This is a genomic window from Phenylobacterium sp. GW823-FHT02A09 (genome assembly GCF_058797775.1).
Window position 1 is genome coordinate 88,637 of record NZ_JBXAJZ010000001.1, and the last position, 23,873, is coordinate 112,509.

Sequence of the window (23,873 nt, forward strand, 5' to 3'; positions counted from 1 at the left end):
GTCGGTGGGGTGACGACGCTCCTCTGGTTCCGCGGCGACCTGCGCCTCGCCGACAATCCTGCACTTGCCGCGGCGCTGGCGAATGGCGGCCGCGTCGTGCCGGTGTTCATCCTCGACGATGAGGACGCGGGCCGCTGGCGGGCTGGCAGCGCCTCGCGGTGGTGGCTGCATCACTCGCTCGCGGCGTTGGCCAGCGATCTTGCGGCGCGGGGATCACGGTTGATCCTGCGGCGCGGTCCGGCGGAGCGCGAGATCGGGCGCCTCCTGGTCGAGACCGACGCCGACGCCGTCGTTTGGAACCGCCGCTATGAGCCCTGGGCCGTAGCGCGCGACGAGCGCCTCAAGGCGGCGCTCAAGGAACGGGGCGTCGCCGCGCGCAGCTGCAACGCCGGTCTGCTGCGCGAGCCGTGGGAGGTGATGAACGGCAAGGGCGAGCCCTATCGTGTGTTCACCCCGTTCTGGCGGGCGCTCCGAACCGGCCTCGAGCTGCCGGCCCCGATCGCGGCTCCACAACAGATCGCTGCGCCGGATATCTGGCCAGAGACCGAGGTCTTGGCCGACTGGTCGCTGACGCCCTCGCGTCCCGATTGGGCTGGCGGTCTGCGCGAAACTTGGACGCCGGGAGAGGCCGGCGCGCACGAGCGGCTCGACGCCTTCGCAGGCCGTGTCAGCTTGGAGTACGGCGAGGCGCGCAATCTGCCGGGAAGGGAAGGGACCTCGCGGCTGTCGCCGCATCTGCATTTCGGCGAGCTCGGCCCGCGCCAGGTCTGGCGAGCGCTGACCGCTGCGGCGCTGGCGGAGACCGGCGATCTGATGCCATCGGGCGTCGAGGTCTTCTTGTCGGAGATCGCCTGGCGCGAATTCTCCCACCACCTGTTGTTCAGCGCGCCGAACCTTCCCGAGCAGCCCCTGCGACCGGAGTTCGCCGCCTTTCCCTGGGCCAGCGATCCGGCCGGGCTGGCGGCCTGGCGGGAGGGAAAGACCGGTTATCCGATCGTCGACGCCGGCATGCGCCAGCTCTGGACCACTGGCTGGATGCATAACCGTGTGCGCATGATCGTCGCGTCGTTCCTGATCAAGCATCTGCTGATCGATTGGCGCGAAGGGCAGGCTTGGTTCTGGGATACGCTGGTCGACGCAGACTTGGCTAACAACGCCGCTAGCTGGCAGTGGGTGGCGGGCTCGGGGGCAGACGCATCGCCCTACTTCCGGATCTTCAATCCGGTCACCCAAGGGCAGAAGTTCGACCCCGACGGCGCGTATGTCCGCCGCTGGGTCCCCGAACTCGCAAACCTTCCCGACAATCTGCTGCATGCGCCATGGGCGGCGCGGTCGATTGAACTGGCCGACGCCGGCGTTCGGCTGGGCGTCGACTATCCCGCTCCGATTGTCGATCACGCGAGGGCCCGCGCACGGGCCCTCGAGGCCTACGCCTCGACGCGGGCCTAGCAGATCAGAGATCCAGTCCGCTCTCACGGCGCATCAACGGATTGCCCATCGGCTCGGCCACCCTGGTCAGGGTGTTGCGGTCACGATGCTGGAAAAGTCCCTCCTGACCGCGCACCGCGAGCATGGTGTCCGACACGTAGCTCCAGCTGCCGTCATCGTGGAAGGTGATCTCCAGCTGATAGCTGTCGGTCCGGAAGGCGTGCTCGAGGAAGGCGGTCGAGCTGATGCCGTGCTGGGTGTCGCCGCGAGTCGCTTTCACCACGATGCCGCTATCAGTCGCCGCGCCGCCGGCCAGCGCCGTCTGCCCACGCGGGATCGCCAGCGACTGCAGGATCAGCCCCGTCGCCGGCTCGTAGAGCCAGTACCCGACCTGGTCGTGGAAGGTGGTCTCCTCGCCCACGGCGATAATCCGCACGTGGTAGCGCAGGCCGTAGAACAGCTGCGGCCCGTTGGCCTGCGGATCGATCGGCCGCATCACGATGCGCTCGACGTACTCTCGCCGCTCCGGCCCGTCGGCCTTGGGGTTCACGTCGAGACCCTTGCGACCTTCCCATACCCCCGCCAGGCGCCGCAGCGGCCCCAGGTTCGCGAGGCCGTCTGGATCCACGTTCTCCGGCTCAGTGAAAATGTCGTCGGGGAATGGGTTCACGGGCGCCTCCTCGCGTCTGTGCCGCAGATCCAGCCATGCCAAGCCGCGCCAGTCACGGTCAAGCTCGGCCGCATTGGACCCCGTGGACGAAGCTGCCATAACAGCAGCCTCGAAACACAAGGCGGAGACCGGTCCATGGGCGAGTTCGCGAGGGAAGGCGGCTGCCGCTGCGGCCAAGTGCGGTTCAGGCTCTCTGCGCCGCCGCTGATAACCATGGCCTGCCATTGCACCGGCTGTCAGAAGATGACGTCCAGCGCCTTCTCTCTCAGCGTCCTGACCACCAGCGCCGGCTTCGCCGTCACCGAGGGCGAGCCCGTGATCGGCGGCCTGCACGGCGCCACGCGGCATTTCTTCTGCCCGCACTGCAAGAGCTGGATGTTCACCCGCCCGGATGGGGCCGAGCATCTGGTCAATGTGCGCACCACCCTGCTGGACGATCCGAGCGGCCTCGATCCCTACATGGAGACCATGACCGCCGAGAAGCTGCCTTGGGCGGTCACGCCGGCAGTCGAGAGCTTCGAGGGTTTCCCGCCGGTCGAGGCCTATTCGCCTATGATGGCGGCCTTCGCGGCCGGCCGCGCGGGCTAGCGGCTACTTACTTCCGATCACCATCGAGTCCGGACCGACCAACGGCCGGACCTCGGCGTCGCGGAACCCTGCCTCCTTCATCCAGCCGACGCAGTCGGCGCCGGTGTAGTCGAACCCGCCGTTGGTCTCGATCAGCATGTTCAGGCTCATCAGCAGGCCAAAGGCGTTGCTTCGCCGGTCGTCGTCGATGATCGCGTCGTAGACGATCAGCCGGCCGCCGTCGGGAAGGGCGGCATAGGCCTTGGCCAGTAGGGCGCGCTTCTGCTCCAGATCCCAGTCGTGCAGGATGTGGCCCATGATGATGACGTCCGCGGTCGGCAGTCCGCCGGCGAAGAAGTCGCCGGCTTCGAAGCGCACGCGGCCCTCCAGGCCCTTCTCCCTCACATAGGCCTCGAACACCGGTTGCACCGCCGGCAGGTCGAAACCGATGGCCGTCAGGTGCGGATGCGCTGCTGCGATCGCCGCGGTCGCGCCGCCCTGGGCGCAGCCGACGTCAACGAACGACGTCGCCTCGTTCCACGGGAACAGCTCCGCCATCGCCAGCGCCGCCGGGAGGCTGACCCCGGTCATGCCGCGCAGGAAGCTCTCGAGGATCACCGGATCGGCGTAGATGACGCCGAACAGATCCTCGCCGCCGTCCTTGGCCTCGTTCTGTGGCTGCCCAGTTTGTAGCGCCTCAGTCAGCCCATCCCAGAAGCGGTAGAGCCGCTTGTTGGCCATTTCCAGGATGCCGCCGACATAGGAAGGCTTGGCCCGGTCCAGGAAGAGGCTCGTCTCCGGCGTATTGGCGTAGAGCCCGTCCTCGCTTCGCTCGAGCACGCCCAGCGCCACCAGAACGTCAAAGAAGTCGCGGGCGGCGCGCGGGTGCAGCTTCAGGCTCTTGGTCAATTCCTCCAGCGACCGCGGGCCGCCGCCCAGCTGCGTGAACACGCCGAGCTCGACGGCGCTGAGCAGCGCCTTGGATCCCCAGAAGCCCCAGCCCAATTGCATGATCGCCTCGGGGGTGATCGGGCGCGCGTCGTCCATGCCTAGCCTCCCTGGCCAGCCCCGACCAGCGTGGACGGTCCGCCCGGTGACGCAAACTCGTCAAGGGCTGATCATCGAATGTGTTCGGCGGAAGGGGGGCGGCTTCGTCGCCGGGTGGTCCGGAATAAGGGTGACCCGGCTTCTGCTGAGGCGTTATGGTTCTACCAGGCGTGGTGTTCGATGCGCCGTGAGGGAGCGCTGGAATGCGCGCGGTATTGATCTCGGCTATTGCAGCTCTCGTGCTGGCGACACCCGCCAACGCAGAGTCGCCGAAGTGCAGGACGACGATCGACGGCGGCTGGCGCTGCAAGGAGATCGACGGGCATGTGACGGAACGCCGTCCCGATGGCGAGGGCGGTGCGCGAACGACGTCCACCGACCCGCGCCGGTGGGGTACGTCCGACGGCCACGGCCGCGGGATCACGCCGCCCGACAGCATGATCCGCAATTCGCCGATCCTGCGGCGCGAGGCCTGGGGCCGGGTCTCCGATCCGTGGGAGCCGCGCAAGGCGCCGCCGGCGCAGTCGCCGGGCGGCTTCCAGCCGCCGAAGGTTCCTGGCCTCTGACCTTCGACTAGGGCGTCCAGCCGGGCAGGGCGGCGGCCTGCCGGATCCAGTCGGCCATCTGCGCTTCGTCCAGGTCGTCGGCTTCGTAGATGTCGATCCAGCGCGACTGGCCGCTTTTGGCGGTGCCGCCCGGCGGGATCGGATCCAGCGACAGTCCGTCGAAGAAGGTGACCTTCACGTACTTGGTCAGGACGTGGAACGAGACGAACCAGCCGCCGCCTTCCGAGCCATAGAACGGCGAGTTCCACCGCACGCCCTTTCGTGCGTTCGGAACGGTCGCCATGACGACGGCGTCCAGTCGTCGGCCAAGCGCACTCTTCCAGCCGGGCATGGCGGCGATGTACGCCTGCACCGGCCCGTCGCCGTCGCCCTTGGCGATCTGCGGGTTGCCGCCCGACAGCAGTTTAGGCGAGGTCATCGCGCTCGCCCGTGCCTACGCCGGTGCGCCGCTCGGCGGCATAGGGCAGCAGGAAGAGATAGAGCCCGGTCGGCAGCAGCAGGATCAGCGGCGCCAACGCCAGCAAGCCGATCCAGGTCGCGGACGACTTCTGCACCATGGCGACGACGTTCAGGATCACCGCCGCCGTGAAGGCGACGGAGACCCAGCGATGCACCGTTCGGATCCACTTGTTCCAGTTCATGTGCGTCTCCTCGCAGGCGCGGCTCAGTCGAGCCGGCCCAAGACCTCTTCCATCGCCGCGAAGAACCTCGGCCAGCCGGCCGTGGCGCCGCGGAACGCCATTTCCTGGTCGGGCCCGAACCCAGACTGCTCCATGCGCAGCCGCGTGCCGGCCGCCGTCGGCGTCAACGTCCAGGTGACGACGCTCTCCAGCCCCATTCCGGCCCAGGTGTAGGCCAGCGAGCTCGGGGGCTCGACCGCCAGGACCTCGCAGTTCACCGCGCCCCACTCGGCGCTCAGGCTGAAGCCGTGTCCCACCACGGGCTGGAAGTCGTTCTTCATCAGCCATTCGGCGATCAGGTGCGGCTGGGTCAGCGCACGCCAGATCTTTTCGGGGGCGAACGGGATCTCGCGTTCGACGACGACGGTGCGGGCTTGAGTCGTGGTGGCGCTCACTGGTCCATCCTCCTGAGCAGGTCTTCGAGTTGATCGAACCGACTTTCCCAAAAGTCGTTCATTTGCCGGGTCCAATCGACCAGCGGGGCCAAAGCCTCGATCTGGGCGCGATAGTGCGTCTGCCGGCCTTCAGGTCGGTCGCGAACCAGTCCGGCCAGCTTCAGCGCCGCCAGATGCTTCGAGACAGCCGGCTGCGAGACGCCGGCCTGGGCCGTCAGCGCTCCGACCGTCTGTTCGCCTTCGCGGCAAAGACGTTCAAAGATCGCCCGACGGGTCGGGTCTGCGAGCGTTCTGAAGAGCAGGTCCTGGGCGTCGTGCATTTCGATCAATAACCCATTGGCTATGAATTAATCCATATCTGCGCGGTTATGGGTTTGTCAAGCTCCTGTGACGGGGCTACGGAAAGGTCGCTTGCAGCCAATTGACCACCGCCGCCTGCAGCGCGATGCGGTGGTCGTTGTAGCTGTGGTCGGTCGGAAACCGGATGCGTGCGGGCTTGGGGCCTCCGGTCGCCTCGATGGCGTCGGCCACCGCCTGATCGGCCGGCTCGTTGCCGTCGTCTGAGCTGATGATCAGCGCCGGCCGTCCGGCCATTTCGGCGGCGTTGGTCCGCCAGTCCCAGGCCTGGGCGTTTTCTCGCACTTCTTCGGCCAGCGCGGTCGGCGCGGCGTTGGTGAACCGCGCATCGTCGGTCAGCGCCATGATCGCCTCGGCCATTCCGGTCTGTGTGTCGAGCCCGGCGGCCATGCCCGCCAGGTCCGCCGCCGAGATGACCACGAAGCCCGCTACCGGCTCGTCGCCCAGCATCACGGTGTCGAAGCCGCCCATGCTGTGGCCCAGCACTACGATCCGGGCGGCGTCGACCTTGTCGCTGTTCGACGTGTGGCGCAGCCAGGTCAGGGCGGCGCGGGCGTCCTCGATCGTGTTGCCGAAGCTGAATTGGCCGGGCGCGCCCCATACGCCGCGATAGTGGATCGCCAAGACGTTCCAGCCGGCGCGCTGGATCGACCTCGCCAGGTCGAGGTTCAGCTCGGTTCCCGGAAAGCCGTGCAGCAGCAAGACCGTCGGGTGCTGCCCCTTGCCCGCCGCGGTAAACCATCGGGCGGGCGCATCGACGCCGGCCGTGTGATAGCGGGTCTGGTGCAGGTGCGCGGGGAAGTCCTTATCGGGCGCTGGGTCGGCGATCACCGCCTGCGGCGGGGGCGCCTGCGCGGCGCTGATGGAGGCCGGCGCCAGCAGCGCGATCGACAGCAGCAGACTCTTCATCCGCGTTTCCCTCTGAGCGGGTGAAGACTATGCGGGCCGACGCGGGGTTGTCACCGGCTCAGACGGGCATGGCGGTGGTGTATTTCACCTGGCTGAGTGCGAAGTGAGAGGCGGCGGTGGCGACGTTGGGATGGTTTAGCACCACGCCCATCAGGAACCTCTCGTAACCGGCGACGTCGGCGACCACCACGCGCATCAGATAGTCCCACTCGCCGGACATCGAGTGGCACTCCATGATCTCCGGACGGGTGCGCAGGAAGGCCTCAAACTCCTGGCGCTGGACGGTCGCGTGCGACTTCATCCGCAGCTGGCACATGACGTTCACCCCGCGGCCGACGCGCTCGGCGTCGACGAGGCGCACGTTCTCGCGCAGGACGCCGGCGGTCTCCAGCGCCTTGATCCGCCGCCAGCAGGAGGCCGGCGAGGCGCCGACCTGCTCGGCTAGCGCGGCGTGACTCTGGGAGGCGTCGGCCTGCAGCGCGCGAAGCAGCTTGCGGTCGATCTCGTCGAGTTGATGAATTTCTTTCATGTCGCGGCCAATTGCTGAAACAGATCGCCATAAGATCGTCAAAACGCCGCGAGATTGAAAGCCATTCATCGCGGCGCGCGCGTAACTTTCTTCTCAGATGGAGGAGGAAGCTGCATGACCGACGTGATCGCACCGCCGCGCTCGCTGTTCGCTGGATTGAAGGCTCAGGCGCCCGATCCGTTGCTGTCCCTCATCGCGCTCTACAAGAACGATCCGCGGGCCCATAAGCTCGACCTCGGCGTCGGCGTCTATCGCGACGCGGCCGGCGACACCCCGGTGTTCGGCGCGATGAAGGGCGCCGAGCAGGTTCTGCTGCAAACCCAGCCGACCAAGGCCTATCTCGGTCCGGAAGGCGACTTCGGCTTCCTGGAAACCATCGCCCCGGTGGTGTTCGGCGACGGCGCGGCGGGCGAGGGGCTGTTCGCGGTCCAGACCCCGGGCGGCACCGGCGCGCTGCGCCTGGCGGCCGAACTCGCCAACGCCGGCACGCCCGGCGCGCGCATCTGGATGGGCACGCCGTCCTGGCCGATCCACGCTCCGATCTTCCGTCAGGCCGGCATGGTCGTGGAGACCTTCCGCTACTTCGACCCGGTCACCCAGCGCATCTGCTTCGACGAGATGATGGCTGCCCTGGCCAAGGTTGCGGCAGGCGACCTGGTGTTGCTGCACGGCGCTTGCCACAACCCGACCGGCGCCGATCTGTCGCTGGCCCAATGGGCCGAGGTCGCCGCCCTGCTGAATGCGCGCGGCGCCGTGCCGCTGATCGACCTGGCCTATCAGGGGCTGGGCGCCGGGCTCGATGAGGACGCCGCCGGCATGCGGCTGGTCATGGCAGCCAGCGAGACCGCGATCGTCGCCTATTCCTGCGACAAGAACTTCGGCCTCTACCGCGAGCGGACCGGCGCGCTGTTTGTCCGCGCCCGCGGCCACGAAGACGTCGTCCGCTCCAATATCCTGCAACTGGCGCGTTGCGCCTGGTCGATGCCGCCGGACCACGGCGCGGCCGCGGTGCGGGTGATCCTTGAGGATCCTGCGCTCACCACCCAATGGCGGGCCGAACTGGACGCCATGCGTACGCGTTTGAACGAAGTGCGCGCGGCGCTGGCCGAGGCTGATCCGCGCCTGGAGCCGCTGCGCGACCAGCACGGCCTGTTCGCTCTGCTGCCGTTGAGCCCCGCCCAGGTGGAGGCCATGCGCCGCGATCACGCCGTCTACATGGCCGGTTCCGGCCGCATCAACATCGCCGGCCTGAAGGCCGACACCATCCAGCCATTCGTGCAGGCGCTCGCCGCCTGCCTCAAGGGAGACGCCTGACATGACCGTGACCCCGGAAAATCCGATTGGCCTCGACGGCTTCGAATTCGTCGAGTTCACCAGCCCCGATCCGGCCAAGATGGCCGCCTTGATCGAGCAACTTGGCTTCACCGCCTATTCCAAGCATCCGACCAAGGCGATCGTCCGCTACAAGCAGGGCCGCACCAACCTGCTCGTCAACCAGGAGCAGGCCGGCCAGGCCGCCGACTTCCGCGGCGCCCACGGCCCGTCCGCCAATGGCATGGCCTTCCGCGTGGCCGACGCGAAGGCGGCCTATGAACTGGCGCTCTCGCGCGGCGCGAAGCCGGCCGACGCCTCGACCTCGGCGCTGCCGGACACCTACGTGCTGGAAGGCATCGGCGGCTCGCTGCTCTATCTGGTCGACCGCTTCGGCGACAAAGGCACGATCTACGACGCCTGGGAGCAGATCCCCGGCGCGGCGGAGGCCGAGGCCAAGAACGCCGTCGGCCTCGACCTGCTCGATCACCTGACCCACAACGTCAAGCGCGGCCAGATGCGCACCTGGTCGAGCTTCTACAACCAGATCTTCGGCTTCGAAGAGCAGAAGTACTTCGACATCAAGGGCCAGGCGACCGGCCTGTTCAGCCAGGCGATGATCGCGCCCGACAAGGCCATCCGCATCCCGCTGAACGAGAGCCAGGACGACAAGTCCCAGATCGAAGAGTTCATCCGCGAGTACAACGGCGAGGGCATTCAGCACCTGGCCTTCACGACCGACAACATCTTCGAGACGGTCGAGGCCCTGCGCGCCCGCGGCGTGAATCTGCAGGACACCATCGAGACCTACTACGAGCTGGTGAACAAGCGCGTCCCTGGCCACGGCGAGGACCTCGAGCGTCTGCGCAAGAACCGCATCCTGATCGACGGCAATGTCGGGGACGAAGGCATCCTGCTGCAGATCTTCACCGAGAACCTGTTCGGCCCGATCTTCTTCGAGATCATCCAGCGCAAGGGCAACGAAGGCTTCGGCAACGGCAACTTCCAGGCGCTGTTCGAGTCCATCGAACTCGACCAGATCCGCCGCGGCGTCATCAAGGTCGACGCGGCCGAGTAGGTGTGGGGGCGAAAGCCCCCTCAGTCAGCCTGTGGCTGACAGCTCCCCCAAAGGGGGAGCATCTTGGTCTTCAGATCCTCCCCTTCTGGGGGAGGTGGCGCGCGTAGCGCGACGGAGGGGGAAACCGGCCGTGGAGAAAACCATGCCGCTGAACTACATGTCCGGCTTCGGAAACAGCTTCGCGACGGAAGCGGTCGCCGGCGCGCTGCCGGTCGGCCAGAACTCGCCGCAGCAGACGCCGTTCGGCCTGTTCGCCGAGCAGCTCTCGGGCAGCGCCTTCACCGCGCCGCGTCATGAGAACAAGCGCTCCTGGCTCTACCGCCTTCGCCCCACCGCCAGCCATTCGCCGTTCTCGCCGTATGCCGGCGGCAGGCTGCTGCGCTCGGCCCCCTTCGACGAGGCTCCGCCCAGCCCCAACCGCCTGCGCTGGGACCCGCTGCCGATCCTGGCCGAGCCTACCGATTTCGTCGACGGTCTCACCACCTACGCCGGCAACGGCGACGTCGGGACCTTCGCCGGCATCGCCATCCACCTTTACGTCGCCAACCGCTCGATGCAGGGGCGGGTGTTCTATGACGCCGACGGCGAGTTGTTGATCGTGCCGCAGGAGGGCGAGTTGCTGCTCGCCACGGAGTTCGGCCGTCTGGAGCTCAAGCCTGGCGAAATCGCGGTGGTGCCGCGCGGCGTGCGCTTCCGCGTCGAACTGACCGGTCCGACCGCGCGCGGCTATGTCTGCGAGAATTACGGCGCGGCCTTCCGCCTGCCCGAGCTCGGCCCCATCGGCGCCAACGGCCTGGCCAACGCCCGCGACTTCCTTGCGCCGACGGCATGGTTCGAAGATCGCGACGAACCCACGGAAGTCGTTCAGAAATTCCAGGGCGCGCTGTGGACCACGACGCTCGATCACAGCCCGCTCGACGTCGTCGCCTGGCACGGCACGCTCGCGCCCTACAAATACGATCTGGACCGCTTCAACACGATCAGCACAGTCAGCTACGACCACCCTGATCCGTCGATCTTCACGGTCCTGACCTCGCCGTCGGACGTGCCCGGCACTGCCAACTGCGATTTCGTGATCTTCCCGCCGCGCTGGATGGTGGCCGAGCACACGTTCCGCCCGCCGTGGTTCCATCGCAACGTGATGAGCGAGTTCATGGGCCTGATCCACGGCGCCTACGACGCCAAGGCCGGCGGTTTCGCGCCCGGCGGCGCCTCGCTGCACAACTGCATGAGCGGCCACGGCCCCGACCGCGAGAGCTACGAGAAGGCGGTCGCGTCCAACCTCGCGCCGCACAAGATCGAGAACACCATGGCCTTCATGTTCGAGAGCCGCTGGGTGATCCGTCCGACCAAGTTCGCAACCGAGACCCCGCTTCACCAGCTCGACTACGACGACTGCTGGACCGGCTTCACCAAGGCGCAAGTTCCCAACACATGATCGACGAGACCCACGACCCGGCGCGTACCAGCTGGGTGTCGAGCGCCAACGGCCATGACGACTTTCCAATCCAGAATCTGCCCTTCGGCGTCTTCTCACCGAGCGGCGGGGCGCCGCGCGGCGGCGTCGCGATCGGCGACCTGATCCTCGACCTGTCGCTGGCCGCCCGCTCGCCGCTGCTGAGCGGGGAGGCTAAGGCCGCCGCCGAGGCGGGGGCGGGGGGCAGCCTCAATCCGATGCTCGGCCTGGCCGCCTCGGCTCGCCGCGCCCTGCGCCGGCGGCTGTCGGAACTGCTGGCCGCGGCCGCGCCCGATCGCGCCGAGGTCGAGACCTGGCTCTATCCCGCGGCGTCCTGCACCCTGCACCTGCCGGCGACCATCGGCGACTACACCGACTTCTACGCCGGCATTCATCACGCCTTGAACGTCGGTCGTCAGTTCCGTCCCGATAACCCGCTGCTGCCCAACTACAAGCACGTGCCGATCGGCTATCACGGCCGCGCCTCGTCGATCCGCGTCTCGGGCGCGCAGGTCCGCCGCCCCAGCGGCCAGAAGAAGGCCCCCGACGCCGAGGCGCCGACCTTCGGCCCCTCCGCCCGCCTCGACTTGGAGCTGGAGCTCGGCGTCTGGATCGGCCAGGGCAACCAACTTGGCCAGCCCATACCCATCGGCCAGGCGTCCGCGCACATTGCCGGACTCTGCCTTCTCAACGACTGGTCGGCCCGCGACCTGCAGGCCTGGGAGTACCAGCCGCTCGGTCCGTTCCTGGCCAAGAACTTCATGACCACGATCTCGCCGTGGATCGTCACCAGCGAAGCCCTGGCCCCGTTCCGCATCGCTCAGCCGGCCCGGCCGGAAGGCGACCCCGCGCCGATGGCCTATCTGACCGACGAGGCCGACCAGGCCTCTGGGGCCTATGCCCTCGACCTCGAGGTCTTCCTGTCCACCGCCCAGATGCGCGCGCAGGGAACCGCTCCGGTCCGCATCTCGGCGAGCACCGCGCGCCACCTCTACTGGACCGCGGCCCAGATGGTGACCCACCACACCGTCGGCGGCTGCGACCTCAATCCCGGGGACCTGCTGGGCACCGGCACAATCTCGACGCCCGACGACAGCGGTCTGGGCAGCCTGCTGGAGCTGACCCGCGGCGGGGCCCAGCCGGTCACCCTGCCGAGCGGCGAAACCCGCGCCTTTCTGCAGGACGGCGATGAGCTCTCGATCGCCGGCCATGCCCGCGCCGACGACTATGTCGCCATCGGCTTCGGTCCCTGCACCGGAACCGTCCTCGGGTGAACGAGGAGACGCCTCAGCCGCGGCTGTTCTCCACGCCCGCCGGCGTGAAGCTCGGCCCGCTCGGCCTGATCGCCGACGGCGCGGCGCGCAACTTCGTGCTGCAGATCGGCGAGGGCTTTTTCCACGGCTTCGTGGTCCGCCGCGGCGAAGAGGTGAGGGGCTATGTCGACCGCTGCCCGCACGCCGGCCTGCCGTTGGCCCAGAAGCTCGACGACTATCTCACGCCCACGGGCGACCTGATCGCCTGCTCTTGGCACGGCGCCCTGTTCGACATCGACAGCGGCTCCTGCGTCGGCGGTCCCTGCGCGGGCGCGTCGCTGCGGCCGTGGCCGGTGGTGGTGGCGGACGGTTGGATCCGCACGGCCTAGCGCCGACGCCCCCTCAGTCAGCCTTCGGCTGCCAGCTCACCCAGAGGGGGAGCATCTCGGCGCATCAGATCTTCCCCCTTTGGGGGAGGTGGATCGATGCGCAGCATCCAGACGGAGGGGGCGTTCGGCCTGCGCGACTACGCTCTCCCGCAGCAATTCTGAGGACGCTCCGTAGTCTCCCAGGCTGGACCGCGCCACGTCTGGCGGGCTAGGTCGCATGCAACGAGACGTAGAGGACGCCCGCATGACCCAGAACTTCGAGACCCGCGCCATTCACGCCGGCGCTGCGCCCGATCCCACGACCAAGGCCCGGATCACCCCGATCTACCAGACCACGGCCTTCGTATTCGACGACGCCGACCATGCGGCGAACCTCTTCAATCTCGAAGCGCCGGGCAACATCTACACCCGCCTGGGCAACCCCACGACCGGCGTGCTGGAAGCGCGAATCGCCGACCTCGAAGGCGGCGTCGCGGCCCTGGCTGTCGGCAGCGGCCACGCCGCCCAGTTCCTGGCCTTCCACTCGCTGATGGAGCCGGGCTGCAACATCGTCGCCTCACGCAAGCTCTACGGCGGCTCGATCAACCAGCTCGGCCAGTCGTTCAAGCGGATGGGCTGGGAAACCACCTTCATCGACAGCGACAATCCGGCCGACTACGCGGCGGCCATCAACGACAAGACCCGCGCGGTCTTCGTCGAGTCGATCGCCAATCCGGGCGGCGTGATCACCGACATCGCCGCCATCGCCAAGGTTGCCCATGACGCCGGCGTGCCGCTGGTCGTCGACAACACCCTGGCCACGCCCTACCTCTGCCGGCCGTTCGAGCACGGCGCCGACATCATCGTCCACTCGCTGACCAAGTTCCTCGGCGGCCACGGCAACTCGATGGGCGGGGCGATCATCGATTCCGGCCGCTTCGACTGGGCCGCCTCGGGCAAGTTCGGCTACCTCTCGCAGCCGAACCCGAGCTATCACGGCAAGGTCTTCACCGAGGCGTTCGGCCCGGCCGCCTTCATCGTCGCCTGCCGCGCGCTCGGCCTGCGCGACCTTGGCCCGTCGATCTCGCCGTTCAACGCCTTCATGATCCTGACCGGCATCGAGACCCTGCCGCTGCGCATGCAGCGCCATGTCGACAACGCCCTGGCCGTCGCCAAGTGGCTGGAAGCCAGCGACAAGGTCGCCTGGGTCTCCTACGCCGGTCTCGACGGCAATCCGTACAACGCCCTGGCCAAGCGCTACACGCCGAACGGCGCCGGCTCGGTGTTCTCGTTCGGGCTCAAGGGCGGCTATCAGGCGGGCGTCAAGCTGGTCGGCGGCGTGAAGTTGTTCTCGCACCTGGCCAACCTTGGCGACACCCGCAGCCTGATCATCCACCCGGCCTCGACCACCCACCGCCAGCTGGACGAGAAGAACCAGGTCGCCGCCGGCGCCGGCCCGGACGTCATCCGTCTGTCGGTCGGCATCGAGAACGTCGCCGACCTGATCGCCGACCTCGAACAGGCCTTCGCGGGCCTCTGACCCGAGCCCGGCGCGCGCGACGCAGGGTTGCGCGCGCCGGGCGCTCCGCGCCAAGATGGGGCGGGGGCTCAAGACAGTAGGACGCTTAATGACCCGTACGCTCGCCGCCGCCCTCATTCTCAGCCTCGCCGCCGCCCCGCTCGCCGCCTGCGGCAGCACCGCGACCACCCAGGTCGACACCGCCACGACGGGCCAGCAGCTCATCGACCTCAAGCGCGCTCTGGACGAAGGCGTAATCAGCAAGTCCGAGTACGAGCGCAAGCGGAAGGACATCCTCCGCAAGTAGGGGAGGCTCGCGCGACCTCTCCAACCTGGGGGGGGAGAGAGAGGTCGGCTCCCCTTGCCCTGCGCGCCGATCCCCGCTACCCAGCGCCTCAATAGCATCAAGAGTTTGAGCCGACGCTCAAACGCCAACCTGCTCCCGAGCAAGGTGGCGCCTCCTTCGGGAGGGATGTGGCCGGTCCGGCAACGAAACGGGACGAAGCCTCAGCGTCATTCAGCCTCCAGATGCGCAACCGCATTGCCGAGGGACGCATGTCCAACATCCAGCAGTTCGCCAGCGACAACTACGCCGGCATTTGTCCGCAGGCCTGGGCGGCCATGGACGCCGCCAATCGCGGCCATGCGCCGGCCTATGGCGAGGATCCGTGGACCCAGGCCGCCGCCGACGCTTTCCGCGCCCTGTTCGCCTCCGATTGCGAGGTGTTCTTCGCCTTCAACGGCACCGCCGCCAACTCCATGGCCCTGGCCGCCCTCTGTCAGTCCTATCACAGCGTCATCTGCGCGGAGACGGCCCACGTCGAGACCGACGAGTGCGGCGCGCCCGAGTTCTTTTCCAATGGCTCCAAGCTGCTGGTCGCGCCCAGTCCGGACGGCAAGCTGACCCCGGCCGCGATCCGCGAGATCGCCGGCAAGCGCAGCGACATCCACTATCCCAAGCCCCGCGTCGTAACGATCACCCAGCCGACCGAGACCGGGCAGGTCTATTCGGCGGACGAGGTACAGGCGATCTCGGCCGTGTGCCGCGAGCTGGGCCTGCGCCTGCACATGGACGGCGCGCGGTTCGCCAACGCCTGCGCGCACCTGGGCTGCGAGCCGGCCGACATCACCTGGAAGGCCGGGGTCGACGTGCTCTGCTTCGGCGGCACCAAGAACGGCATGGCGGTGGGCGAAGCGATTCTGTTCTTCGACCGCGCCCTGGCCGAGGACTTCGACTACCGCTGCAAGCAGGCCGGTCAGTTGGCCTCGAAGATGCGGTTCCTGGCCGCGCCGTGGACCGGCATGTTGGAGGGCGGCGCTTGGCTCTCCAACGCCGCGCACGCCAACGCCTGCGCGCGCCGTCTCGCCGATAGGATCGCGGGCCTGCCGGGCGCGTCGCTGATGTTCCCGGTGCAGGCCAATGCGGTGTTCGTCGCCGCGCCCGAGGACCGGCTGGACGCCCTGCGCGCCCGGGGCTGGCGCTTCTACACCTTCATCGGCGGCGGAGCCCGGTTCATGTTCTCCTGGGACGCTGACATGGGCCGCGTCGACGCCCTGGCCGCCGACATGGAGGCGGTGTTCGGCGCCTAGGTTCGGCGCTAGGCTCGCGGAGCCATTGGCTGCATCGGGAGAGCCCTTGCTCCGCGTCCGCGATTTCTCCGCCGCCGGTTATCGGTCGCTGCGCAAGATCAGCTGCCCGGTTTCGGACCTTGAGGTGTTCGTCGGCGGCAACGGGGTCGGCAAGACCAATCTCTACCGGGCCCTGGAACTGGTCGCCGCGGCGGCCGACAACAGCCTCGGTCGTCAGCTGGCGCAGGAAGGCATGGCCGCCGCCTTCTGGGCCGGGCCGCGGCGGGCCGGCGCACAGCGGATCGAGCTGGAGGTCAGCCTCGCCGAACCGGGCGGCCGGGGGCGCTATCGCTACCGGGTCGAAATCGGCTTCCCGCAGCGCGGCGTGGCCGCGGCCTTCGACCTCGAGCCGCAGATCAAGGAGGAGCAGCTCTCCTACGACGGCGGCGGTCGACAGGTGCGGCTGCTGGACCGGCGTGGGCCGTCGGTGATGGCGCGGGACGAGGACGGCCGCCCGGCGGAGATCGACATCGATCTGCTGGCTTCGGAGACCGTGCTCGGCCGACTGCAGGATCCTAGCCGCTATCCGATGCTCGACCTGGTTCGACGAACCTTGCTGGAATGGCGCTTCTATCACGACCTGCGCACCGACGCCGGCTCGCCGCTGCGCCGGCCGTGCCCGGCGGTGGCGACCCCGACCCTGGCGTCTGACGGCGCGAACCTGGCGGCGACGTTCGCGACCCTCGCCCACATCCGCCAGGACACCCGCGACCTGGACGAGGCGGTCGCCGAGGCGTTTCCCGGCGCACGGCTAGTCGTTCCGCCGCCCGAGCGGACGGCCCGCTTCGGCATGGTCTTCGCCGAGTTCCCCGACCGGGTGTTCGAGCCGGAAGAGTTGTCCGACGGCACCCTGCGGTTTCTCGGCCTGGCCGGGGCGCTGCTGGCCTACCGGTTGCCGCCGCTGGTAGCGCTGAACGAGCCGGAGGCCAGCCTGCATCCGCAACTCATGGCCCCGCTGGCGCGGATGGTCGCGCGCGCTTCGGAGCGTTCGCAGGTCTGGCTGGTCACGCACTCGCAAGCGTTGGCCGACGCGGTCGAGCAATCGGGCGCCGGCCAGGTGCGCACGGTGATCAAGCGGGACGGCGCGACCTGGATCGAGGGGCTGAAGTTGACCGGGGAGTTTGCGGAGTAGGCGCTAGTCGAGCACGCGGCCTTCGCGCCAATAGCCCATAAGGTTCAGCGAGGCCTTGTCGACCTTGCGCTCGGTGACCAGCAGGCGGCGGATGGCGAGCACGGCGGCCGCCTCGCCGGCGACCCAGCCGTAGAAGCCGGCGTCTCCGGGGGCGGAGACGTCCCACAAGATCGCCTCGTCGACGTCCACGTCGGCCAGCACCGGAACCGGCTTGGGCGCAGCGACTGGGACCGCTGCGCGTTGGGCGGCCGCGATCATCAGGCCCCCGGGCGCGCCGAGCTTGCGCGGCATCCATTCGACCGCCAGGCCGGGCCAAGCGGCGATCGCGATCTCGTCGTCCTGGTCCGGGATCTCGATGAACAGCTGAGTCTGCGGAGGCTCGGGCAGAGCGGCCAACTCCTCCAGGATGCCGGCCACGGCCGGAAGGGCGGTCTCGTCGGCGATCAACAGCAGACGCTTCAGGCCCTGGGGCGGCTTCCACTCATAGCCGCCGCCGTCGCCCTCGAACGCGGCGTTGGGGGCCATGATCTGCAGACGCTCTCCCGGCTGCGCGCGCGTCGCCCAGGTCGACGCGGGGCCGGTCTCGCCGTGCAACACGAAGTCGACGTCGACCTCGCCGGCTTCCGCGCGCAGGGCGCGGATCGTGTAGGTGCGCATCGACGGGCGGGTCTCGACGTCCTGCTTCTTGTAGCGGGCGTACCAGTCCGGGGTGATGGCCATGGCCGGCGGGCGGCCCTGCGGATCGGGGAAGAAGATCTTGATGCGCTGGTCGGGCGCCAGGGTCGCCATCTGGCGGACCTGCGGGCCTTCGAAGGTCAGCCGCGAGAGATGCGGCGACAGCGTCGTCTTGGCCTTCAGGGCGACGTCGAACAGCTGATAGGGCGAGGCGGGGGAGGCGGCAGGCTGCGACATGGGTTCACAACATCATAGCTGCGAACGACTCGCAATATCATTCAGCTCCGCCGATCCAAGTCCGCTTGGCTTTCAAGTCCTGGTCCAGCAGCACGAGGTCGGCGCGCGCGCCCGGCGCGACGACGCCGTAGTCGCCTTTCAGGCCGAGGAATGCCGCCGGGCTGGCCGAGGCCATGCGCGCCGCGTCCTCCAGGCTTAGCCCCGCCATCCGCATGGCGTTGGCGACCGCACCGGCCATGTCGAGGTCCGAGCCGGCCAGGGTGCCGTTCGCATCGACGCAGACGCCGTCCACCACCCGTATCGGCCGGCCCTGGATGGTGAAGCTCTTGTCGGTCATGCCGACGCTGGGCATGGCGTCGGTGACCAGCATGAAGCGGTCGCGGCGCTTGGCGGCGAAGGCGATGCGCAGCACCGCCGGGTGGATGTGGCGGCCGTCGGCGATGATGCCGCACCAGCTGTCCTGGTTCTCGAGCGCCGCGCCGACCGCGCCCGGCGCGCGGCTGGTCAGCGGCGACATGGCGTTGAACAGGTGGGTGAAGCCGGTGACGCCGCTCTCCAGCGCCTGGGTGATCGCCTCGTAGGTGGCGTTGGTGTGGCCGGCGGCGACCGTCACGCCCGCCTTCGCAAGGCGGGCGATCATCTGCGGGGTCGTGGTTTCGGGCGCCAGAGTGACCAGGGTCCGGCCGTGTTTGGCCGAGGTCAGCAGCTCCAGCGCCGCCTCGTCCAGGGTGCGGAACTTGGAGGCGTCGTGCACGCCCTTGCGCTGTTCGCTCAGGAACGGGCCTTCGATGTGGATGCCCAGCACGCCCGGCACGCCGGCCTGGATCGCCGCGTCGACCGCGGCGATGGCCTTGGCGACGGTCGAAAGGTCGTCGCTGATCAGGGTCGGCAGGAAGCCGGTCGTACCATAGGTCCGGTGGGCCGCGCCGATGGTGGCCACGGCCTCCAGGGTCGGGGAGTCGTTGAACAGCACCCCGCCGCCGCCGTTGACCTGGGTGTCGATGAAGCCGGGCAGCAGGTAGCCGCCCTCCAGATCGACGGTGCGATCGGCCGCGCGCTCGCCGAGCGCGACGATACGTGCGCCGTCGATGACGACGCTGGTGGCTTGCAGGCCCTGGTCGGTCAGCACCTGGCCGTTGACGAACGCGATGGTCATCAGACGGTCTCGGTCACCTTGTTGAGGTGCGGCGGCCGGTCGGGATCGTGGCCGCGCAGGATCGAGAGCTGGTTGGCCATCCGGTAGAAGCCCTGCACCCGCACGATCGGCTCGAGGACCGGATGGGCGCTCAGGGTCGGCAGGTCGCCGCCGCCGCCGGCCAGCATCACGTCAGCGCCGCGCGCGGCCAGGTCCTTGGCCAGGGCCACGACGCTCTCCTGGCTCTGGTCGTCCTGGGCGAAGACCAGCACCGGGAAGCCTTCCTGCACCAGCGCCATCGGTCCGTGCAGCACCTCGGCGGCGCTGAAGGCCTCGGCGTGCAGGCCGCAGGTCTCCTTGAACTTGAGCGCCGCCTCCTGAGCGACGCCGAAGCCGACGCCGCGGGCCAGCACATAGAGATTGCGGGCGCTCTTCAGGCGCTCGGCGGCCGGGCTCCAGTCGAGCGGCCAGGCCTTCTCGAGGATCGCCGGCAGGTCGGCCAGGCCCTTGTCCAGCGCCGCGTCCTGGGTCCAGGCGGCGACCAGTTGGGCGATGCCGGCCAAGGCGGCGATATAGGACTTCGTCGCTGCGACGCTGACTTCCGGGCCGGCGTGCAGCGGCAGCACCCGGTCGGCCAGTTTCGCCAGCGGCGAGGTCTCGTCGTTGACCAGCGCCACGGTGCGCGCGCCGCCCTGCTTGGCGGCCTCGACCGCGGCCAGCAGATCCGGGCTCTTTCCCGACTGCGAGATGGCGAGATAGAGCATGCCGTCGAGCTTGGGCTCGGCGGCGTAGACCGAGCTCACCGACAGCGCCGCCGACGAGGTGACGACCCCCGTGCCGGTCTCGATCAGGTACTTGGCGTAGGTGGCCGCGTGGTCGGACGAGCCGCGCGCGCAGGTGACCACGGCCTTGGGCGGATGGGCGCGCAACTCGGCGCCCAGCGCCTGCGCCGCCTCGCGATTGGCGGCCAGCATCCGGGCCACGACCGCGGGCGCCTCGGCGGCCTCCTGGAACATGCGCGTAGCCTCGGGGCGCAGGGCAGGGGGCTTTGCGGTCACGCGTTTTCTCCGGGCCACGGGTCTTGTCTCAAAGAGCGTTCAGTTCGGCGACGAAGTCGTAGGCGTCGCCGCGATAATAGGACTGGGTGACTTCGACCGCGCGCCCGTCCTTCAGGAACCCGCGGCGCTCGATCAGCAGGCCGGCGTCGCGCGGCGCCACGCCCAGCAGTTCGGCCTGCTCGTCGGTGAAGAGAACGGCCCGCAGCCGCTGCAGGGCCCGCACCGGGCGATGGCCGGTCTTCTCCAGCGCCTCGTAGAGCGAGGTCTCGACGAACTCGGGGCTCGGCATGCAGAACGCCGCCAGCGTCGAGTACTCGAGCGCCATCGGCGCGCCGTCGGCGAAGCGGATCCGGTTGAAGCGATAGACCGGCGCGCCGGGCGACAGGCCGAGCGTCAGCGACTCTTCCGGCGTCACCAGGCCCTCGGTGCGCGAGAGCCAGGCAGAGTGCGGGATGCGGCCGCGCGCGATCATGTCCTCGGTGAACGACGACAGCTTGGAGAAGTTCTTCTCGACCCGGGCGGCGACGAAGGTTCCGGCGCCTTGGCGGCGGACCAGCAGGCCTTCGCTGACCAGCCCGTCCAGCGCCTTGCGGACCGTGATTCTCGAGACGCCCAGTTCCTCGGCGAAGTCCCGCTCGGCCGGCAGGGCGTCGTCCGGGCCGAGCACCTGGTTGGCGATCGCCTCGCGCAGCACCTTCTGAAGCTGGCGGTAGAGGGGCGCATGGTCCTTGGCGTCCAATTGGCCGATGCGCTCGGAAAAGGTCAAAGGCGTCTCTCCGCGTCGATCGCCGGCCGATATCCCGCCGACGGGTCTTGAGACCATTTAGATACCAATATGTACCGACTGCGCAATTGGTCTCTTTTTGGGCTTGTCAATTTTATGAAACTGCGCACAGATCGGCTTCGCAGGGTCGATGTAACACCGGTCTTCGCAGGCGTTTGCGAAGAATTGGTATCACATTGGGCTCGCGTCGGCTCCGGGGGGAAGCCCGGAAATAGGGGAGAAGCCGAGTGAACACGCATCGCAAATCCATTTTGATCGCGTCCGCGAGCCTGTTGGCCGTCGTCGGCGCAAGCCCGGCCTTCGCGCAGGACACCCAGGTCGACGAACTGGTCGTCACCGGCATTCGCGCCTCGTTGCAGCAATCGCTGGAGACCAAGCGCGCCGCCGACGGCATCGTCGACTCGGTCACCGCCGAAGACGTCGGCAAGTTCCCGAACACCAACGTCGCCGAAGCCCTGACCATGGTGCCCGGCGTCACCGTCGACCGCCAGTTCGGCCAGGGCGAAAAGGTCAGCATCCTGGGCACCGACCCGGCGCTGAACCGCACCTTGCTCAACGGCCAGACCGTCGCCTCGGCCGACTGGTTCATCCTCGACTCGCCGGGCCGGACCTTCAACTACGCCCTGCTGGCGCCGCAGATCGTCGGCCGCGTCGACATCTACAAGACGCCGGAAGCCCGCATCGACGAAGGCAGCATCGGCGGCACGGTCAACGTCATCACCCGCCGCCCGCTCGACATGAAGCCGATGCTGGCCGCCGGCTCGATCGGCTACCTCTATAATGACCGCTCGGAAGAGGGCGACCTCCAGGGCGCCCTGATGGGCAGCTGGAAGAACGAGGCCGAGACCTTCGGCATCGCCCTGTCGGTCCAGAAGGCCACCGACCAGCTGCGCCGCGACGGCATCGAGACCTACGGCACCATGGCGGCCAGCAACTGGGCCGGCGGCAATCCCGATAATCCGGTCGACTCGCGCAACTTCGGCTGCACGGGCGCCTGCGCGACGACGCTGGGCAACAACCTCAACGCGCGCAGCCCGAACGCCTTCGGCACCTCGTTCTTCGAGCAGGAACGCGACCGCACCAGCTACACCGCCTCGCTGCAGTTCCGTCCGACGGAAGAGATCGAGCTGGAGTTCAACTGGCTGAAGATCCAGGCGAACTACGACAACCTGAACCAGTCGATGTACGCCTTCCAGGGCAACACCTGGAACAGCCTTGGCGCGCTCACCGGCATCACGGTCAACAACGGCATCGTCACGTCGGCCAGCTTCCACAACGCCCTCAGCGTGCTGGACGTCCAGTCCCGCGAAGCCGAGATGAACTCCGACACCTATGACTTCCGCGGGAAGTATCAGGGCGAGGGCTGGGATCTGTCGGGCGCGGTCGGCTTCTCGAAGGCCGACGGCGGCACCAAGAAGCAGGTGTTCCTCGAGTTCCTCAATTGGGCCGACTACACCGTCGACATCGGCGGCGTGCCCGGCCAGCTGACCTACGCCAACAACGTCCAGGGCAATCCGGCCGCCTTCGCCACCGATCCGGGCTGGAGCGGCAACCTGGTCGAAAAGCCGACGACCGACGAAGAGAAGTACGCTCAGGCCGACTTCGGCTATGACCTCGACGGCGTCATCAAGCGCGTCCAGGTCGGCTACAAGTTCCGCCGCCACGAGACGACCCAGCAATATGCGGGCATCGCGGTCACCGGGGTCTCGGCTCCGGCCAGCCTGTTCAACCCGTCGACCGTGCCTGGCAACTATCTCGACGGCTTCAACTCCAACCAGCAGATGAAGAACCGCTTCCGCATCGATGGCGGGGCGATGGTCAGCTACGTCGAAGGCGGGACCTGGCTGGCCCCCGGCCGGGCCATGCCGACGCCCTCGATCTTCGCGGCGCCCGAGTTCACGGCCGGCAACTGGGCGATCCAGGAGGACATCAACGCCCTCTACGCCCAGGCCGAGATCGACTCAGGCCAGCTGCGCGGCAACTTCGGCGTTCGCTACGTCTACACCGACGTCGACAGCGCCGGTTACGTCTGCAACCCGGGCTCGGCCTGCTCGGCTCCGGCCGATTGGACCTGGAAGTCCTCGCAGAAGAGCTACGACAACTTCCTGCCGAGCGTGAACCTCGTCTACACCGTCCGTGACGACCTGCTGCTGCGCTTCGCGGCCGCTCAGGTGATTGCGCGGCCGAACTACGCCGACATGACCAACTTCTTCCAGCTGTCGGACGGCATCCTGATCGGGTCGGGCGGCAACCCGAATCTGGATCCCTACAAGTCCAGCAACTTCAACATGTCGGCGGAGTGGTACTTCCAGCCGGAAGCCATCGTGGCGGTCGAGTTCTTCTACAAGGACATCAGCAACTACATCCTGCAGCAGACCGCGCCGGAGCAGTACTTCAACCAGTCGCAGGGCCGGGTCACGACCTACCAGATCAGCCGTCCGCACAACGCCGGCACGGCCGACATCAAGGGCGTGTCGATCGCCTACCAGCAGAACTACGCCTACGGCTTCGGCCTGCTGGCCAACTACACCTATGCCGACGGCAACGGCAGCGAGGGCCAGGATCTGCCCTTTAACTCCAAGCACCAGATCAACGTCAGCCCGTTCTACGAGAACGGTCCGGTCCAGCTGCGCGCCACCTACACCTGGCGTTCGGAGTACTTCACCGGCGTCGACCGCGGCGACAACATGTATGTCAAGGACTCGGACAACCTCGACATCTCGGGAACCTACAACTTCACCGACAATGTCAGCCTGACCCTGGCCGGGATGAACCTCACCGACTCCGAGTACTACGCCTACGCCAATGTCGAGGCGATGCCGCGCGCGTCGTACCGCACGGGCCGTAAGTACATGGCGACGGTCAGCCTGAGCTTCTGATCCGCGCGAGAGCGCGAAGCCCCAACGTGGAAGCAGCTCGGTCTCTGAGCTGCGCCCGCGGCGGACGGGGAGCCCATGCCCGGGAGCCCCGTCCGCGCCTTCGCTTCCCGCCTCGGCCGGTACAGGATGCGTCCATGATGACCCGCCGCGCCGAGATTCCCCCGAACCCCGCCTCGTCGAGGCCACTGGGCGGGGCGGCTTGCCGCTCCGC

25 protein-coding genes and 1 riboswitch are annotated in these 23,873 nt (G+C 68.2%); of the genes, 13 read left to right on the forward strand and 12 right to left on the reverse strand.

The window, feature by feature from the left end:
• Positions 1-9: 9 nt before the first annotated feature.
• Positions 10-1,449 (forward strand): cryptochrome/photolyase family protein, encoded by a 1,440-nt coding sequence (locus AC1Q87_RS00490; RefSeq protein ID WP_492607080.1) that lies wholly within the window; start codon positions 10-12, stop codon positions 1,447-1,449.
• A gap of 4 nt (positions 1,450-1,453) precedes the next feature.
• On the opposite strand, the gene AC1Q87_RS00495 is transcribed toward AC1Q87_RS00490, so the two are convergent.
• The gene (locus tag AC1Q87_RS00495; RefSeq protein WP_492607081.1) at positions 1,454-2,098 is read right to left on the reverse strand and encodes an FABP family protein; all 645 of its coding nucleotides are present in this window, start codon (positions 2,096-2,098) and stop codon (positions 1,454-1,456) included.
• A gap of 135 nt (positions 2,099-2,233) precedes the next feature.
• Between AC1Q87_RS00495 and AC1Q87_RS00500 the strand changes: the two genes are divergently transcribed.
• A complete protein-coding gene (locus AC1Q87_RS00500) occupies positions 2,234-2,686 on the forward strand; it encodes a GFA family protein (RefSeq protein ID WP_492607082.1) in 453 nt (150 codons plus the stop codon).
• A gap of 3 nt (positions 2,687-2,689) precedes the next feature.
• Here AC1Q87_RS00500 and AC1Q87_RS00505 read toward each other — a convergent pair whose 3' ends face one another.
• Positions 2,690-3,712 (reverse strand): methyltransferase, encoded by a 1,023-nt coding sequence (locus tag AC1Q87_RS00505; protein WP_492607083.1) that lies wholly within the window; start codon positions 3,710-3,712, stop codon positions 2,690-2,692.
• Positions 3,713-3,915: 203 nt separating this feature from the next.
• On the opposite strand from AC1Q87_RS00505, the gene AC1Q87_RS00510 reads away from it, so the two are divergent.
• Complete coding sequence (locus tag AC1Q87_RS00510; protein ID WP_492607084.1) at positions 3,916-4,278, forward strand: hypothetical protein; 363 nt, start codon at positions 3,916-3,918, stop codon at positions 4,276-4,278.
• 7 nt (positions 4,279-4,285) lie between these two features.
• Here AC1Q87_RS00510 and AC1Q87_RS00515 read toward each other — a convergent pair whose 3' ends face one another.
• The 6 genes from AC1Q87_RS00515 to AC1Q87_RS00540 all read right to left on the reverse strand — a co-directional run bounded on the left by AC1Q87_RS00515 (position 4,286) and on the right by AC1Q87_RS00540 (position 7,148).
• Positions 4,286-4,696 carry a DUF1801 domain-containing protein gene (locus AC1Q87_RS00515; RefSeq protein ID WP_492607085.1) on the reverse strand — a complete coding sequence of 137 codons (411 nt, stop codon included), beginning with the start codon at positions 4,694-4,696 and terminating at the stop codon, positions 4,286-4,288.
• Entirely contained in the window at positions 4,683-4,919 is a 237-nt protein-coding gene (locus tag AC1Q87_RS00520) for a hypothetical protein (RefSeq protein WP_492607086.1), read from the reverse strand. Before AC1Q87_RS00520 ends, AC1Q87_RS00515 begins: the two co-directional genes overlap by 14 nt.
• A gap of 23 nt (positions 4,920-4,942) precedes the next feature.
• Complete coding sequence (locus tag AC1Q87_RS00525; protein WP_492607087.1) at positions 4,943-5,353, reverse strand: SRPBCC family protein; 411 nt, start codon at positions 5,351-5,353, stop codon at positions 4,943-4,945.
• Complete coding sequence (locus tag AC1Q87_RS00530) at positions 5,350-5,673, reverse strand: ArsR/SmtB family transcription factor (protein ID WP_492607088.1); 324 nt, start codon at positions 5,671-5,673, stop codon at positions 5,350-5,352. Before AC1Q87_RS00530 ends, AC1Q87_RS00525 begins: the two co-directional genes overlap by 4 nt.
• Positions 5,674-5,749: 76 nt before the next feature.
• On the reverse strand, positions 5,750-6,619 hold the full coding sequence (locus AC1Q87_RS00535) for an alpha/beta hydrolase family protein (protein WP_492607089.1): 870 nt from the start codon (positions 6,617-6,619) through the stop codon (positions 5,750-5,752).
• 58 nt (positions 6,620-6,677) lie between these two features.
• A complete protein-coding gene (locus tag AC1Q87_RS00540) occupies positions 6,678-7,148 on the reverse strand; it encodes an Lrp/AsnC family transcriptional regulator (RefSeq protein ID WP_492607090.1) in 471 nt (156 codons plus the stop codon).
• Positions 7,149-7,262: 114 nt separating this feature from the next.
• Between AC1Q87_RS00540 and AC1Q87_RS00545 the strand changes: the two genes are divergently transcribed.
• The 9 genes from AC1Q87_RS00545 (at position 7,263) to AC1Q87_RS00585 (ending at position 16,894) form a co-directional block, all read left to right on the forward strand.
• Positions 7,263-8,462 carry an amino acid aminotransferase gene (locus AC1Q87_RS00545; RefSeq protein WP_492607091.1) on the forward strand — a complete coding sequence of 400 codons (1,200 nt, stop codon included), beginning with the start codon at positions 7,263-7,265 and terminating at the stop codon, positions 8,460-8,462.
• 1 nt (position 8,463) lies between these two features.
• Entirely contained in the window at positions 8,464-9,537 is a 1,074-nt protein-coding gene (hppD, locus tag AC1Q87_RS00550) for a 4-hydroxyphenylpyruvate dioxygenase (protein ID WP_492607092.1), read from the forward strand.
• 142 nt (positions 9,538-9,679) lie between these two features.
• Positions 9,680-10,975, forward strand: a complete 1,296-nt coding sequence (gene hmgA, locus AC1Q87_RS00555) for a homogentisate 1,2-dioxygenase (RefSeq protein ID WP_492607093.1) — start codon at positions 9,680-9,682, stop codon at positions 10,973-10,975.
• Positions 10,972-12,267, forward strand: coding sequence for a fumarylacetoacetase (gene fahA, locus AC1Q87_RS00560; RefSeq protein ID WP_492607094.1), 1,296 nt, complete (start codon positions 10,972-10,974; stop codon positions 12,265-12,267). Before hmgA ends, fahA begins: the two co-directional genes overlap by 4 nt.
• A complete protein-coding gene (locus tag AC1Q87_RS00565) occupies positions 12,264-12,635 on the forward strand; it encodes a Rieske (2Fe-2S) protein (protein ID WP_492607095.1) in 372 nt (123 codons plus the stop codon). The genes fahA and AC1Q87_RS00565 overlap by 4 nt, the downstream gene beginning before the upstream one ends.
• A 217-nt stretch (positions 12,636-12,852) precedes the next feature.
• Entirely contained in the window at positions 12,853-14,154 is a 1,302-nt protein-coding gene (locus AC1Q87_RS00570; RefSeq protein ID WP_492607096.1) for an O-acetylhomoserine aminocarboxypropyltransferase, read from the forward strand.
• Positions 14,155-14,242: 88 nt separating this feature from the next.
• Positions 14,243-14,440: an SHOCT domain-containing protein gene (locus tag AC1Q87_RS00575; protein ID WP_492607097.1), complete on the forward strand. Its 198-nt coding sequence runs from the start codon at positions 14,243-14,245 to the stop codon at positions 14,438-14,440.
• Positions 14,441-14,529: 89 nt separating this feature from the next.
• A riboswitch (SAM-I-IV-variant riboswitch) is annotated at positions 14,530-14,637 on the forward strand.
• A 24-nt stretch (positions 14,638-14,661) separates the two neighbouring features.
• A complete protein-coding gene (locus AC1Q87_RS00580; protein ID WP_492607098.1) occupies positions 14,662-15,723 on the forward strand; it encodes a threonine aldolase family protein in 1,062 nt (353 codons plus the stop codon).
• A gap of 46 nt (positions 15,724-15,769) precedes the next feature.
• Positions 15,770-16,894 carry an AAA family ATPase gene (locus AC1Q87_RS00585; RefSeq protein WP_492607099.1) on the forward strand — a complete coding sequence of 375 codons (1,125 nt, stop codon included), beginning with the start codon at positions 15,770-15,772 and terminating at the stop codon, positions 16,892-16,894.
• Between the two features lie 3 nt (positions 16,895-16,897).
• Here AC1Q87_RS00585 and AC1Q87_RS00590 read toward each other — a convergent pair whose 3' ends face one another.
• The 4 genes from AC1Q87_RS00590 to AC1Q87_RS00605 form a co-directional block, all read right to left on the reverse strand.
• A complete protein-coding gene (locus tag AC1Q87_RS00590) occupies positions 16,898-17,806 on the reverse strand; it encodes a siderophore-interacting protein (RefSeq protein ID WP_492607100.1) in 909 nt (302 codons plus the stop codon).
• A 37-nt stretch (positions 17,807-17,843) separates the two neighbouring features.
• Positions 17,844-18,962: an N-acetylglucosamine-6-phosphate deacetylase gene (nagA, locus tag AC1Q87_RS00595; RefSeq protein WP_492607101.1), complete on the reverse strand. Its 1,119-nt coding sequence runs from the start codon at positions 18,960-18,962 to the stop codon at positions 17,844-17,846.
• Positions 18,962-19,957, reverse strand: coding sequence for an SIS domain-containing protein (locus tag AC1Q87_RS00600; RefSeq protein ID WP_492608260.1), 996 nt, complete (start codon positions 19,955-19,957; stop codon positions 18,962-18,964). The genes nagA and AC1Q87_RS00600 overlap by 1 nt, the downstream gene beginning before the upstream one ends.
• Positions 19,958-20,027: 70 nt before the next feature.
• Positions 20,028-20,765 (reverse strand): GntR family transcriptional regulator, encoded by a 738-nt coding sequence (locus tag AC1Q87_RS00605; protein ID WP_492607102.1) that lies wholly within the window; start codon positions 20,763-20,765, stop codon positions 20,028-20,030.
• A 245-nt stretch (positions 20,766-21,010) separates the two neighbouring features.
• Here AC1Q87_RS00605 and AC1Q87_RS00610 point away from each other — a divergent pair, with 245 nt between their 5' ends.
• Entirely contained in the window at positions 21,011-23,662 is a 2,652-nt protein-coding gene (locus AC1Q87_RS00610) for a TonB-dependent receptor (protein WP_492607103.1), read from the forward strand.
• Positions 23,663-23,873: the final 211 nt, after the last annotated feature.